Annotated in this window: 13 protein-coding genes and 2 pseudogenes; 7 read left to right on the plus strand and 8 right to left on the minus strand. The window is 58.6% G+C overall.

The features are described from left to right. Positions 1-83: 83 nt before the first annotated feature. From HB680_RS25020 to HB680_RS25030, 3 genes are all read right to left on the minus strand, one after another. Positions 84-572 (minus strand): GNAT family N-acetyltransferase, encoded by a 489-nt coding sequence (locus HB680_RS25020; protein ID WP_213941093.1) that lies wholly within the window; start codon positions 570-572, stop codon positions 84-86. 315 nt (positions 573-887) lie between these two features. Next, a complete protein-coding gene (locus tag HB680_RS25025) occupies positions 888-1,373 on the minus strand; it encodes a GyrI-like domain-containing protein (RefSeq protein WP_213941094.1) in 486 nt (161 codons plus the stop codon). 68 nt (positions 1,374-1,441) lie between these two features. After that, complete coding sequence (locus tag HB680_RS25030) at positions 1,442-2,104, minus strand: LysE family transporter (protein WP_213941095.1); 663 nt, start codon at positions 2,102-2,104, stop codon at positions 1,442-1,444. Positions 2,105-2,243: 139 nt separating this feature from the next. On the opposite strand from HB680_RS25030, the gene alaC reads away from it, so the two are divergent. Beyond that, the gene (gene alaC, locus HB680_RS25035; protein WP_169373478.1) at positions 2,244-3,461 is read left to right on the plus strand and encodes an alanine transaminase; all 1,218 of its coding nucleotides are present in this window, start codon (positions 2,244-2,246) and stop codon (positions 3,459-3,461) included. Between the two features lie 256 nt (positions 3,462-3,717). On the opposite strand, the gene HB680_RS25040 is transcribed toward alaC, so the two are convergent. Continuing rightward, positions 3,718-5,070 (minus strand): GntP family permease, encoded by a 1,353-nt coding sequence (locus HB680_RS25040; RefSeq protein WP_163912652.1) that lies wholly within the window; start codon positions 5,068-5,070, stop codon positions 3,718-3,720. An 82-nt stretch (positions 5,071-5,152) separates the two neighbouring features. Beyond that, positions 5,153-5,686, minus strand: coding sequence for a gluconokinase (locus HB680_RS25045; protein ID WP_213941096.1), 534 nt, complete (start codon positions 5,684-5,686; stop codon positions 5,153-5,155). A 216-nt stretch (positions 5,687-5,902) separates the two neighbouring features. Here HB680_RS25045 and HB680_RS25050 point away from each other — a divergent pair, with 216 nt between their 5' ends. Continuing rightward, complete coding sequence (locus HB680_RS25050; RefSeq protein ID WP_213941097.1) at positions 5,903-6,934, plus strand: LacI family DNA-binding transcriptional regulator; 1,032 nt, start codon at positions 5,903-5,905, stop codon at positions 6,932-6,934. Positions 6,935-7,071: 137 nt separating this feature from the next. On the opposite strand, the gene HB680_RS25055 is transcribed toward HB680_RS25050, so the two are convergent. Both HB680_RS25055 and HB680_RS33140 read right to left on the minus strand, forming a co-directional pair. Then, a complete protein-coding gene (locus HB680_RS25055; protein WP_213941098.1) occupies positions 7,072-7,320 on the minus strand; it encodes a DUF6124 family protein in 249 nt (82 codons plus the stop codon). Positions 7,321-7,770: 450 nt separating this feature from the next. After that, positions 7,771-7,931: pseudogene (locus tag HB680_RS33140) on the minus strand (LysR family transcriptional regulator); the annotation flags it as partial. Position 7,932: 1 nt separating this feature from the next. Here HB680_RS33140 and HB680_RS25060 point away from each other — a divergent pair. From HB680_RS25060 to HB680_RS25080, 5 genes and pseudogenes are all read left to right on the plus strand, one after another. Then, positions 7,933-8,136, plus strand: a pseudogene (locus HB680_RS25060) (PACE efflux transporter); the annotation flags it as partial. A gap of 42 nt (positions 8,137-8,178) precedes the next feature. Continuing rightward, on the plus strand, positions 8,179-8,811 hold the full coding sequence (locus HB680_RS25065) for a glutathione S-transferase (RefSeq protein ID WP_213941099.1): 633 nt from the start codon (positions 8,179-8,181) through the stop codon (positions 8,809-8,811). A 217-nt stretch (positions 8,812-9,028) separates the two neighbouring features. Next, positions 9,029-9,769, plus strand: a complete 741-nt coding sequence (locus HB680_RS25070) for an NAD(P)-dependent oxidoreductase (protein ID WP_213941100.1) — start codon at positions 9,029-9,031, stop codon at positions 9,767-9,769. A 125-nt stretch (positions 9,770-9,894) separates the two neighbouring features. Then, positions 9,895-11,319: an MFS transporter gene (locus HB680_RS25075; RefSeq protein ID WP_213941101.1), complete on the plus strand. Its 1,425-nt coding sequence runs from the start codon at positions 9,895-9,897 to the stop codon at positions 11,317-11,319. Positions 11,320-11,456: 137 nt separating this feature from the next. Continuing rightward, positions 11,457-12,008 (plus strand): hypothetical protein, encoded by a 552-nt coding sequence (locus HB680_RS25080; protein WP_213941102.1) that lies wholly within the window; start codon positions 11,457-11,459, stop codon positions 12,006-12,008. Positions 12,009-12,159: 151 nt separating this feature from the next. On the opposite strand, the gene HB680_RS25085 is transcribed toward HB680_RS25080, so the two are convergent. Beyond that, on the minus strand, positions 12,160-13,479 hold the full coding sequence (locus HB680_RS25085; RefSeq protein ID WP_213941103.1) for a PAS domain-containing methyl-accepting chemotaxis protein: 1,320 nt from the start codon (positions 13,477-13,479) through the stop codon (positions 12,160-12,162). Positions 13,480-13,823: the final 344 nt, after the last annotated feature.

A 13,823-nucleotide genomic window follows, 5' to 3' on the forward strand; every position in this document is an offset into this window, starting at 1 on the left:
GTATCAGTTGGCATTGAATTGACTGACACACAGCTTTCGCGAGCAAGCCCGCTCCCACAGGGGTTGTGCGGTGTTTTGGAGATTTACAATTCAAGCACCATCTCATGCCAAGCCATGCCGCCATGGTCCGAGGCCGACGGTTTGATGTAGGCAAATCCGAACCCGGCGTACAGCGGGATATGCCGTTCCTTGCACATCAAATGAATGCTGGCCTTGCCCAAGCCGCGCATCCGCTCGATGAACTCGCCCATCAAGCGTTTTGCCAAGCCCTGCCCCTGATAATCCGGGTGCACCACCACTGACATGATCACCACATGCGGGCCTTTTGGGTCGTGGCCGACCAGTTCCTTGAACGCTTCGTCCGACATTTCCACTTCAAACGCCGCACCGGAATTGACGAAACCGGCTACAACGCCATCGACTTCGGCCACGATAAAACCGTCGGGCCAGGTGGCGATGCGGGTGGCGATTTTTTCCCGGGTGGCGGCTTCGTCGCCTTCGTAGGCCACGGTTTCGATGGCGAAGCAGCGGTCCAGGTCGGCGGGGGTGACGTGACGGATGACGGTGTTCATGGCAGCTCGGTTTCAGCGTTGGAGAGGTGGCCGATCATAGAGGAATAAGGTGTGCATATCGATCACCGCCGGCGCCGTAAAGCCTGTGTATAGGCGCTGTCATTGCTCGGTGAATCGGATTATTGGTGGTCCCTGTCTCTGATCATCCATAGGGGGAACACACCATGAGCAGCGTTCAGATCGGCCTTCTTATGCTGTTGGGCATCAGCGCGTTTGGCTTTATCACCTTGTCCATCGACCTGTTGCGGGCACGACGGTTGAAGCAGGGCAAATAACCCATCGAGAGGCGGACGCGCAGTCCGCCTCTCGCGGTTTTCAATCCTTGAGCGGCAACCAGATTTCCAGCACGCCGGTATTGAGCTTCGGGTTGAAGTCCTCGCTGTAGCGTTCGAACTCCGGGGCATCCGCTGCCTGACGACCGGACTGCGGCAACCAGGTTTTCCAGATGTACTGAAAGGTCTCGGGCAAGGTATCCAGCGAGCCTTTGTGCTCAAACACCGCGTAATGCTGCGGCTGGACTTCGACCCAGCGGTACTTGTCCGGCAGGTCGTCGAGTTTGCTGATTTCAACACCGGCGATGTATTCGAACCCGCCCATGCCGTCGGGATTGCAGCAGATGCCGTAGGTCACTTCGCTTTTTTGACCGGGAATCTTGCCGATCTCGGGGATGAACTTTTCCCATAGATCGGGGATTTTCTTGGAGGTTTCCTGGGTAAATCGCCCGCCAAGCCCGGCAATGAGCAGGAAATGCCCGCTCTCGAAGCGTGGCTCGGCCGGTTTGACGCGTGTTTGCTCATCCATGACTCAACTCCTGGTGCAAAAAGGGTGGGTTCGGCTGGGAGTATAGAAGCCTTGCCCGATTCTCCCAGTCAGAGCCCGGGAACCTGCCCGACGGCAGCCTTGCCGATGAACTCGTTGTAACCCGATAGGATCACGTAGACCGCGAAATAACAGAAGATCGCCGCCGATGCCATGTAGGAGTAGCGCAGCAGCTTGTCCCCCAGCAACTTGCCGCCGTGACTCGCGGCGAAGCATAAAGCCACGCACCAGAGCACCCCGGCACACAGGAAACCGCCGAGAAACAAAGCCGAGCTGAGGGCGCCACTGCCACCGGAACGGGCAATCAGCGTGCCGCCCACGGCGGCGAACCAGAGAATGGCGCTGGGCGAGGACATGGCGAGGAAGATGCCGCGAAAAAACTCACGTCGATGGGAGTTGTTTCCCACCTCCTCGGCCTGGGCCAGCACCGCTTCGTGGTGGATCGCCGAGTAGATCATCTTCGCTGCGAAGTACAGCAACAGCGCCGAACCACCGATCCACAGCACCCAGCGCACGGTTTCGTATTGCAGCAAAACGGTCATCCCGGCCAGCGCCAGCACGGCGTAGATCAGGTCGCCGACGCAGGTCCCCAACCCCAGCGCAAAACCTTGAAAATAGCCGCGTTGCATGGCCAGGGTGATCATCGCGATGTTGGCCACGCCGATATCCAGGCACAGCGAAAGGCTCAGCAAGAAGCCACTGCTAAATTCCATCAACCCGTTTCCTTCGGAAATTTTTGTTTACACAGACGCTGGACAGTTTGCCACAACAGCCCTTACATTCCGCCACAGGCCACCGCAGTGGCCAGCGTCGCTCGGACGGTTCCGGGCGCTCACGTTATCCGAGGCAACAATGGCTAACCCAGGTTCGCCGCGCCGCTTTGCGCGCATAGATCGACTCCCCCCTTATGTATTCAACATCACTGCCGAGCTGAAGATGGCCGCCCGTCGTCGTGGCGAAGACATCATCGACTTCAGCATGGGCAACCCCGATGGCCCGACCCCGCCGCACATCGTCGAAAAACTGGTGACCGTCGCCCAGCGCGAAGACACCCATGGTTATTCCACGTCCAAGGGCATTCCGCGTCTGCGCCGGGCGATTTCCAACTGGTACAAGGATCGCTACGCGGTCGATATCGACCCGGAAACCGAAGCCATTGTGACCATCGGCTCCAAGGAAGGCCTGGCGCACTTGATGCTGGCCACCCTTGATCAGGGCGACACCGTGCTGGTGCCGAACCCGAGCTACCCGATTCACATCTACGGTGCCGTGATTGCCGGCGCCCAGGTGCGCTCGGTGCCGCTGATTCCGGGGGTGGATTTCTTCGCCGAACTGGAAAGCGCCATTCGCGGCTCGATCCCGAAACCGAAGATGATGATCCTCGGCTTCCCGTCGAACCCGACCGCGCAGTGCGTGGAGCTGGATTTCTTCGAACGCGTGATCGCCCTCGCCAAACAGTACGACGTTTTGGTGGTGCACGATCTGGCGTACGCCGACATCGTCTACGACGGCTGGAAAGCCCCGTCGATCATGCAAGTGCCCGGCGCCAAGGACATCGCGGTGGAGTTTTTCACCCTGTCCAAGAGCTACAACATGGCCGGCTGGCGCATTGGTTTCATGGTCGGCAACGCCGAACTGGTCAACGCCTTGGCGCGGATCAAGAGTTACCACGACTACGGCACATTCACGCCGTTGCAGGTTGCGGCCATTGCAGCGCTGGAAGGCGATCAGCAATGCGTCAAAGACATCGCCGAACAATATCGGCAGCGGCGCAACGTGCTGGTCAAAGGCCTGCATGAATTGGGCTGGATGGTCGAAAACCCGAAAGCGTCGATGTACGTCTGGGCCAAGATTCCCGAGGCGTATGCGCATCTGGGTTCGCTGGAATTCGCCAAGAAAATGCTCGCCGAAGCGAAGGTCTGCGTCTCGCCGGGCGTAGGATTCGGGGAGTACGGGGATGACCATGTGCGCTTTGCGCTGATCGAAAACCAGGACCGGATTCGTCAGGCTGTGCGCGGGATTCGCGGGATGTTCAGGGCGGACGGGTTGGTCGCCAAAACCAACGCCTGATACGTTCTAACTGACACCTGACACCTGACACCGTAGGAACTGTAGGAGCTGTAGGAGCTGTCGAGTGAAACGAGGCTGCGATCTTTTGACCTTGATCTAAAAAAACAAGATCAAAAGATCGCAGCCTCGTTTCACTCGACAGCTCCTACAGGGATTACAGGGGAAACGGGGGAAACGGGGGGAAACGGGGGCAGGGTTTTTTATTCACCCACAAAAAAACCGCATCGCTGCGGTTTTTTTGTGTTCGGCGATCGTGTCAGACGAACAACGACAACAGCAAGATAAAGCCCAGCGCCACCACGGACAGGATGGTTTCCATCGCGGTCCAGGTTTTGAACGTCTCGGCCACGGTCATGTTGAAGTACTGCTTCACCAGCCAGAAACCTGCGTCGTTGACGTGGGACAGCACCAACGAACCGGCACCGGTGGCCAGCACCAGCAGCTCACGGTTCACACCCGGAATCATCCCCACCACCGGCACCACAATGCCCGCGCCCGTAATGGTCGCCACGGTCGCAGAACCGGTCGCGACACGAATCACCGCTGCCACCAGCCAGGCCAACAGAATCGGCGAGATCTGCGCATTCACCGCCATGTGGCCGATCACGTCACCCACGCCGCTGGTCACCAGCATCTGCTTGAAGCCACCACCGGCACCGATGATCAGAATGATCGCGGCGGTCGGCGCAAGGCTCGCGTCCAGCAGTTTCAGGATTTGTTTCGAACCGATGCCCTGACGATGGCCAAAGGTGTACAGCGACAGCAGCAACGCCAGCAGCAGCGCCGAGATCGGGTGACCGATCAGGTCCATCCAACTGCGGAAGAAGTGCCCGTCCGGCAGCGCCACGTCGGCAAAAGTCTTGAGCAACATCAGGAACACCGGCAGCAGCACGGTGATCAGGGTGATGCTGAAGCTCGGCAACGTGGTGGCCTGCGGCTCGCGCGCCAGTTGATCCACCAGTTCCTGGTTGGCATGGCCCGGGATGTACTTGGCAATGAACGTACCGAAAATCGGACCGGCAATGATGGCGGTCGGCAGCGCTACGATCAGGCCGTACAGAATGGTTTTACCGATGTCGGCACCGAACACGCCAATCGCCAGCAGCGGCCCCGGGTGCGGCGGAACCAGACCGTGCACCGCCGACAGACCGGCCAGCAGCGGGATGCCGATCTTGATGATCGACACGCCGGTGCGCCGGGCCACGATGAACACCAGCGGAATCAACAGCACGAAGCCGATTTCGAAGAACAGCGGAATGCCGACCAGGAAGGCCGCGAACATCATCGCCCACTGCACGCGTTCTTTACCGAACGCGCGAATCAGGGTCTGGGCAATCTGATCCGCCCCGCCCGACTCGGCCATCATTTTGCCGAGCATGGTGCCCAGCGCGAGGATGATCCCGACAAAACCGAGCACCCCACCGAAGCCGTCCTGGAACGCTTTCAGAATGGTGCCCACCGGCATGCCGGAGGTCAGCCCGAGGAAACCGGCGGCGATGATCAGGGCAATGAACGGGTGGAATTTGAACTTGGTGATCAAGACGATAAGCCCGATCACGGTAACCACTGCATCTAGCAGCAGGAACGACTCGTGGGACATGCCAAACATTAGGGGTGTCTCCTGATTGTTGTTGTTATTAAAGCGGGTAATTCGCAAGCCATAAGGACAGCGCTATCTCTTCGAGGAAAACTCATACCGCGAGTTTCAAACCGTGTTCCAGCCACCAGGCATGCGCCTGCTTGGCCAGTTGTTCGACGCTGTGGTTCGACGCGTCGAGAGCCAGGGTCAGGGGCTCGCCCACGGGGGATTCAAGGGTGGCGAACTGACTGTCGATCAAGGTCGATGGCATGAAGTGGCCCGGGCGGTGCGATACACGCTCGGCGGCGACTTCAGGGGTCAGCTCAAGGAACACGAAGCCCAGGCCCGGCAAGGCGCTGCGCAGTACTTCGCGATAACTGTGTTTGAGGGCCGAGCAGGTCAACACCGGGCGTTGGCCCTGGGCGTCAACACGGCGCAGTTCGTCGCACAGGCTGTCGAGCCAGCCGGCACGGTCTTCATCGTTCAGGGGAATACCCGCGCTCATCTTTTCGATATTGGCGGCAGGGTGGAAAGTGTCGCCTTCAATGGCAGTCGCGCCGCTGAGCTGGCACAAGGCTTCGCTGACGCAAGTCTTGCCACAACCGGCAACGCCCATGATGACCAGGGCGGTGATGGGATGATTCATGAAACACCTCAGCGCGCAGACAGCGCTACCTTTGCCAGGTAAAACTCTAGTGCAAAAGCAGAAGTTGCCGACGCCTTTTTGTCATTTTTGTGGGTTGCAGCATGTTCGTTCGCGACGCCAAAGAACGAGGATCAGGCAAACCCCGCTCACACATTTGCAGCTGCATCGAGACAGCGCTACCTTAGTGCCTTGAATTTTGTTTGGCAAGCCGCCCCGATGACCACCCCTAAAAACGACAAAAATACACGCACCACTGGCCGCCCTACCCTCAACGAAGTCGCACGCCTGGCCGGCGTCAGTCCGATCACCGCTTCCCGGGCCTTGCGCGGGGTCAGCACCGTGGCCACCGAACTGGTGGAAAAAGTGCAGAAAGCCGCGCTTGAGCTGAACTACGTGGTCAACCCCGCCGCGCGCGCCCTGGCCTCGGCCCAGAGCCATTCGGTGGTGGTGTTGGTGCCGTCGCTGTCCAATCTGCTGTTCATCGACACCCTGGAAGCCATTCATCAGGTTTTGCGGCCCAAGGGCTTTGAAGTGCTGATCGGCAACTTCCACTACTCCCGCGATGAAGAAGAAAACCTGCTGCGCAACTACATGGCTTATCAGCCACGCGGCTTGCTGCTGACCGGTTTCGACCGCACCGAAAGTTCGCGGCGGATGATCGAGGCGAGCAACATTCCCTGCGTGTACATGATGGAACTGGACAGCGCCGCCGGGGTGAACTGCGTCGGCTTCTCGCAACTTGCTGCGGGCGAAACAGCGGCCGAGCATTTGCTGTCTCGTGGTCGCAAGCGGCTGGCCTATATCGGCGCGCAACTGGATCAACGCACATTGTTGCGCGGCGAAGGCTTTCGCAAGGCCCTGCAAAAGGCCGGTTTGTACGATCCGGACCTCGAAGTGCTGACGCCGCGTGCGTCTTCTGTCGGGTTGGGTGGCGAACTGTTCCTGCAACTGCTGGCCAGCCATCCGGATGTGGATGCGATCTTCTTCGGCAACGACGATTTGGCCCAAGGCGCGTTGCTTGAGGCCATGCGTTGCGGGATCAAGATCCCCGAGCAAATTGCGGTCCTCGGCTTCAACGACCTGCCCGCCTCGGCCCACATGGTGCCGCGCCTGAGCAGCATCAACACCCCGCGCGAGGCGATCGGCCGGCGAGCGGCGGAGCAGATGCTGACGTTGATGGCCGGTAACTCCGTGGCCAAACCGGTGCAGGACATGGGGTTTGAGTTGAAGGTGCGGGAAAGCACCTGACACTCTCAAATCTGTACGCGTGCCCTGTAGGAGCTGCCGAAGGCTGCGATCTTTTGACTTTGACCTTCAAAAGCAAGATCAAAAGATCGCAGCCTTCGGCGGCTCCTACAGGGGCGCGCCTCGCCATGGGTCAGCGGTCAGTCTTGGGGATCGAGGTTATCCAGCGCTCGATTCACCGCCAGTTGCGCCGACAGAATGATCTGAGCAATACCTAGCGCGGTGTTGCGATGCGGGTTGTCCAGAAAGGTCGCGAAGTCATTGATCATGACATTGGCCGAAGCCAGTGATTCGCAGGCGTGCGCCAATAGGGTTTCGTTGTTGAGGTCCGTCGAGACGCTGAACATGGGACTGATTTTGCGCGGCGGGTTGGGAGTAGGTTTGAACATGATTACGCTCCTAGAGTGATGGAGCTGCCACGATTCGCTGCTAGGCGAAAATAAGGTGACAGCCGTGCGCGGGCTAGCAGACCAGGACTCTAGAACCCGGTAGATCCGAAGATCTTCCCACGCACAGCCGCCATAACGTGAACGGACCACGAACGGTGAACGCGTGCGTCTAAAGTACCCGGGCTGCTAGACCCGATCGCTGAATTGGCAGCGACCCGGCAACAATAAAATCCCGGAACCAGACGCACAAGCCGGCGGATTCTGGCGTAGTTGTAGGCAATGGAGCAAGAAGCTGTAGCCTTTGGAAACCTGCTGAAACGGCTTTCCTACAGCGATTTCCTACGTAGCGCTCAAACCCCCGCAGGAGCTGCCGAAGGCTGCGATCTTTTGATCTGGTTGTTAAAAAAATCAAAGTCAAAAGATCGCAGCCTTCGGCAGCTCCTACAGGGGTTATGCGCCGGACATTAGCCCTACGAAGGCCAACGCGCCCTTCTGCAACGGCTGGCGCTTGAGCCACACCGCGTGCACTGGCAGCACCAAGCTGTTCTCAATATTCCTGAAGCTCAAGCACTTGAGCCGTCCCGCGTCGAGTACGGCTGCACCACCAACAGCATCGCCCATGCCGTGGGTTTTCAACTAACCTTGATAGTGTTTCTCATCCCGTTGATTGCCTGGTGGATGAACATCAACCTGGTGCAGGCGTTTTTGCTCGACTTGGCGCTGATTCTGTTCATCCCGTGCTACACCTTCGCGTTCAACTGGTTGTTTGATCGCACGTTTGGTTTGCCGGCGTCGGCACTCCCAGATCCGACTTAATGTTAGATTCCCGAGGCGTCGATTCGCTAAAGGAGTAGCTCCATGGAACATGCACTGAAGATTCTCGGTAAAGCATCGTCCATCAACGTCAGAAAAGTCCTGTGGACCTGTGAAGAACTGGGCGTTTCCTACGAACGTGAGGATTGGGGCAGCGGTTTTGCCTCGACCCACAGCCCCGAGTTCACCCGGCTCAACCCCAACGCTCAGGTGCCGGTGATCATTGATGACGCCGGGGTGTTGTGGGAGTCCAACACCATTTGCCGTTACCTGGCCGGCAAGCATCACAACCACGAATTGCTGCCCACTGAACCAGCGGCCCGTGCTCGGGTGGAACAGTGGATGGATTGGCAGGCCACCGAACTTAATCGGTCGTGGGGCTACGCGTTCACTGCGTTGGTGCGCAAAGATCCGGAGTTCCAGGACCCGCATCAGATTGGCGTCGGTATCAACGACTGGAACCACAAGATGGGCATTCTTGAGCACCAGCTCGCGGCCACGAAAGCCTATGTCGCCGGGCCACGGTTTACCCTGGCTGACATTGTTATCGGCCTGTCGGTCAATCGCTGGCTGATGACGCCGATGGAGCGGCCGGACTACCCTGCGGTCGATGAATATTTCCAACGGCTGGCACAGCGTTCGGGTTTCCTGAAACATGGTTGCAATGGCTTGCCCTAGCCCCTGACACGCAAAACACACGCCTTGTAGCAGCTGGCGAAGCCTGCGTTCGGCTGCGCAGCAGTCGTAAAAACTGAGCGCGGGGTCTTCCTGAAGACACGCGTCGGCTGATTTCACGACTGCTTCGCAGCCGAACGCAGGCTTCGCCAGCTGCTACAGGTCGCTTTACGGCTTAACGGACGGGCATTAGCTCCTGTCCCCATAGAATGAGAGATGCATGAACGGACTCAACGTACTGCTCACCGGCGCCTGCGGCAGAATCGGCAAAACCTTTTTCGAAGCATCGAAGGAGCGTTACACCTTCGTACTGACTGACCGCATCGAACCCGACTTCGCCGTCGATGCTCCCCACCACTTCGTACGCCTGGACATGGCCGATCCCAAAGCGATAGAAGCAGTGCTCACAGGCATCGACGTCATCGTCCACCTCGCCGGCATTCCCCACGCCACGGCGACCTTCGATGAATTGCTGCCCAACAACATTCTGGCCACCACTTACCTGTTCGAAGCGGCGGTGGCTGCCGGTTGCAAACGGCTGGTGTTCGCCAGCAGCGCGCAAACCATCGAGGGCTATCCGGTGGACCGGCAAATCACCCCGGGCATGCAGGTCATGCCGGCCAATCTGTATGGCGTGAGCAAATGTTATGGCGAGGCATTGTGCGCGTTCTACGCAGCCAAACGCGGGCTCTCGACCATCGCCATCCGCATCGGCGCCTTCGAGTTCCCGGACCGCCACGAACTGACCAATGCCCGGGACTTGAGCGCCTGGCTCAGCCCTCGGGATGCAGTGCAACTGCTGCAACGCGCGGTGGAAGTCGAAGGCGTGCAGCACCTGATCGCCCACGGCATCTCCAATAATCGCTTCAAGCGCCTCGATCTCAGCGAAACCACGCGGGTGTTGGGTTACGAACCGGTGGATGACGCGTTTCGGGAGTTTGATATCCCGATCGCGCCATAAACCCTTAAAACCCAAGGCGTTATTGGAATAACCCGGCGAATTCCGCTGCAAATCCGCAAAGATTTGCAACCATTCATTTCCGATAGCAGGCTAAGCTTCCCGTTCAACAAGAATCGGATCAGCCCATGTCTGCTCACGCCCTCGCCGCTGTTCAATCAGACGGTATCGACCCTGTTCGTGCCGCACAGATTTCCGCTCGCATCGACCGCCTCCCTGCCGTCGCCACTATCTGGCGGTTGGTGGCATTGCTATCGATTGGTGGTTTTTTCGAACTCTATGATTTGTTCCAGACCGCCTACATCAGCCCCGGCCTGATCCGCGACGGCATCTTCGCCACGGGCAGTCAGGGCGTATTCGGTTTCTCCGATCAGGCTGCCTTTGCGTCGGCGACGTTTCTTGGTTTGTTTCTCGGCGCGAGCCTGCTCAGTCCTTTGGCGGACCGCTTCGGTCGCCGGGCGATCTTCACCTTTGCGTTGATCTGGTACACGGTCGCGACCGTGGCCATGGGCGTGCAGAGTTCGGCGCTGGGCATTATCGGCATGCGCTTTCTGGTGGGCATCGGCCTCGGCATCGAGTTGGTGACCATCGACGCCTACCTCTCGGAACTGGTGCCCAAACGCATGCGCAGTTCGGCGTTTGCCTTTGCGTTTTTCGTGCAGTTTTTGTCGGTGCCGGCGGTGGCATTGATGTCGTGGTGGCTGGTACCGCAGGCGCCGTTCGGGGTGTCGGGCTGGCGTTGGGTGGTGCTGGCGAGCGCGGTGTTTGCGTTGTTTATCTGGTGGTTGCGTTCGCGGCTGCCGGAGTCGCCGCGCTGGTTGGCGCAGCATGGTCGCTTTGATGGGGCCAGCCGCATTCTCGACAGCATCGAAGCCCGTTGCGTGAAGGATCAGGGCAAACCGCTGGACGAACCGGAATTGGCGGCAGTGGACGTTCAGGGCACAGGCCGCTTCGCCGATATCTGGCAGCCGCCCTATCGCCGTCGCGCCTTGATGCTGATCGTGTTCCACGTGTTCCAGGCCATCGGATTCTTTGGTTTCGGCAATTGGTTGCCGGCGCTGCTGTCCGGCCAAGGCGTGAGCGTCACCCACAGCCTGATGTACGCCTTCATCATCACGTTGGCCTATCCGCTCGGGCCGCTGCTGTTTGTGAAGTTCGCCAACCGTTTCGAGAACAAGTGGCAAATCGTCGGTTCGGCCCTGGGCGCCATGACCTTCGGCACGCTGTTCGCGCTACAGACCAGCGCGCTCGGGTTGATCGTCTGCGGGGTGATGATCACGTTCTGCAACGCCTGGCTGAGCTTCGCCTACCACTCCTACCAAAGCGAACTGTTCCCCACCAACATCCGCGCCCGGGCCGTGGGCTTCTGCTATTCCTTCAGTCGCTTGTCGACGGTGTTCAGCAGTTTGCTGATCGGGATTTTTCTCGAACACTTCGGCACGCCGGGAGTGTTGGCGTTCATCGTCAGCAGCATGTTGATCGTGATGATCACCATCGGTTACTTCGGGCCCAGAACCCGCAACCTGGCGCTGGAGAACATCGCTCACCGCTAAAGCGGTTGCCGTCTGCCGCCCGGCGGCAAGTTCTGACCGCCGCCGCTGCTGAATCGCCCCGTAAATAGAGGCTTTCAGCGGCGGCACGCTAATTGCTCTTACAGACTCAACAGCAATTACCTACAGGTTTATTCATCATGTTGGTCAGTGCCCATCAAGCTTCCATCGTTCAAAAGACCCAGCGCACCGACATGGACCCGACCACGGCCGCCGCGAGCGCGCTGTACAGTGGTTTGATCCAGAACGCGCAAAACACCGTGGCGCAAATCAAGCAGGACAGCACCAATGTGCAGTCGTCCGGACTGAACACCGCCACCCAGCAAGTCAGCGCGGCAAGCACCATCAGCGACAACGTTGACGAAGCGTTCGCGAAAACCCGCGTGGGCCTGCAAGCATCCGTCCCGGACGATGACAAGGCCAAGTCCACCGACAGCGCCGCCATGGCCGACTTCAAGGACTACATGAGCAAAACGCCGGAACAGCGGCTGCGCGACAGTATCCTGAAAGAAATGGGCATCACCGAAGATCAGCTGCAAGCCATGCCGCCGGCGCAACAACTGGCCGTCGGCAAAGAGATCGCCGAACGCCTTCAGGACAAGATGAAACTGGCCCAGGCTGACAAGGAAAACGGCAGTACCGAGAAGGCTGATGGGCCTCAGGTGGTCGATAAGTTTCTGGCTTCGCTTTAACGGCTGAGCAAAACCTGTCAAACACCACAAATCAACTGTGGGAGCGGGCTTGCTCGCGAAGGCGATGTGTAAGTTGACATCAATGGTGTCTGACACGACGCTTTCGCGAGCAAGCCCGCTCCCACATTTTTGATTGGTGGTGTTGCTGGGATCAGTTCAACTGCAGGGTTGAGTTGAACTGGCTGATCGCATCCACCACGTGCCGCGATCCTTGTTGAATCTCCAGGATCACCTCCCCCGCCTCGTTCGCCAGTTCCACGCCTAGCCCGGTTCGGCTCAAGCTCGATTGCATGCTCGACACCGCGCTCAATGACAAATCGTGGTTCTTGCGCACCACATCGACGATCTCCAGTGTCGCCTGACTGGTGCGTGCCGCCAGGCTGCGGACTTCATCGGCGACCACCGCAAACCCGCGCCCATGCTCCCCGGCCCGGGCCGCTTCGATGGCGGCGTTGAGTGCCAGCAGGTTGGTCTGGTCGGCAATGCCGCGAATGGTCTGGACGATGGTGCCGATGATGTCGGATTGCTTGCTCACCGCATCGATGCTCACCGCCGCTTCGTTGAGGTCGCGGGAAATGTCCTGGATGATCTGCACCGTTTGCTGAACCACCTGGGAACCTTTCTGCGCGCAGGCGTCGTTTTGTACCGAAGTGCTGTGGGCCGATTCTGCGGCGGTTTGCAGGGTCGTGACTTGATGGGTGATGTCGCTGGCGAACTTGACCACTTTGTACAACCGACCCTTGCTGTCAAACAACGGGTTGTAGGACGCCTCCAGAAAAACCGTATGACCATGTTTGTCTTTGCGCTCGAAACGGTGCGAGTGGTATTCGCCGCGATTGAGTGATGCCCAGAACGCCTTGTACTGCGCGGACTCGGCTTCGGCGCGGTGGCAAAACAGACTGTGATGTTGGCCGACCACTTCGTTAAGCGAGTAGTGCATGGTTTTCAGAAAGTTGTCGTTGGCCGTAATCACGCGCCCGTCCGGAGTGAATTCGATCACGGCCATGGACCGCCCGATGGCCGCGAGCATGCTTTCCTCTTCGTGTTCTTTATTGATTCGATCAGTGATGTCAGCGGCCACTTTCATCACACTTCTGACTTGGCGATCCGGCCCGAACACCGGCATGTAACTGGCTTCAAGCCAAATCTCCCGACCGGCCTTGTTCAACCGTAGAAAAGCGCCACTGACCGGTTCACCACGGGCCAGGTCACGCCACAACTTGGCGTACTCCTCGCTGCGATAAAACGCCTCTTCACAAAAGATCCGATGGTGTTTACCGCGCACTTCTTCGACGCTGTAACCCATGGTCGCGCAAAAGTTGTCGTTGGCATCGAGCACAATGCCGTCGGGGCTGAATTCGATCATCGCCATCGAGCGACTGACCGCCGCCAACTTGGCATTGGCCTCGGTCAACGCACAGTTGAAACGTTCGATCTCCAGCAGGTCAGCCTTGTGATGTAGGTTAAACATGGTTCTATCACCTTTAGCGCGGTTTTTTGATTGATGAAAGTTCTTGGTCTTTCAAGATCCACCACTACGTTCCACGGAACAGGCACACGCATCCCTCCACAGGAAGGATTGGTCAGGTGATAAATGATGTTCAATCGGAGAGTCCATGTAGCAACGCTCTTATCAAGGCATCCTTCTCTTGATAGCCCGGCGGGGCCAACCCTAACTTTTTAGCAAGTAACTCCATTTACCGCACCGCTCCTTGTTGTTCAGTGTCGATGCCTTGGGTTGCGCACTCTTGGGGCTTTTTTCGGGCTTGCGCAGCGGTCGCGAATCCTTGATATGGCGACCGACATCGCTAGTTA

This window comes from Pseudomonas sp. dw_612 (genome assembly GCF_018449725.1).
Lineage (GTDB): Bacteria > Pseudomonadota > Gammaproteobacteria > Pseudomonadales > Pseudomonadaceae > Aquipseudomonas.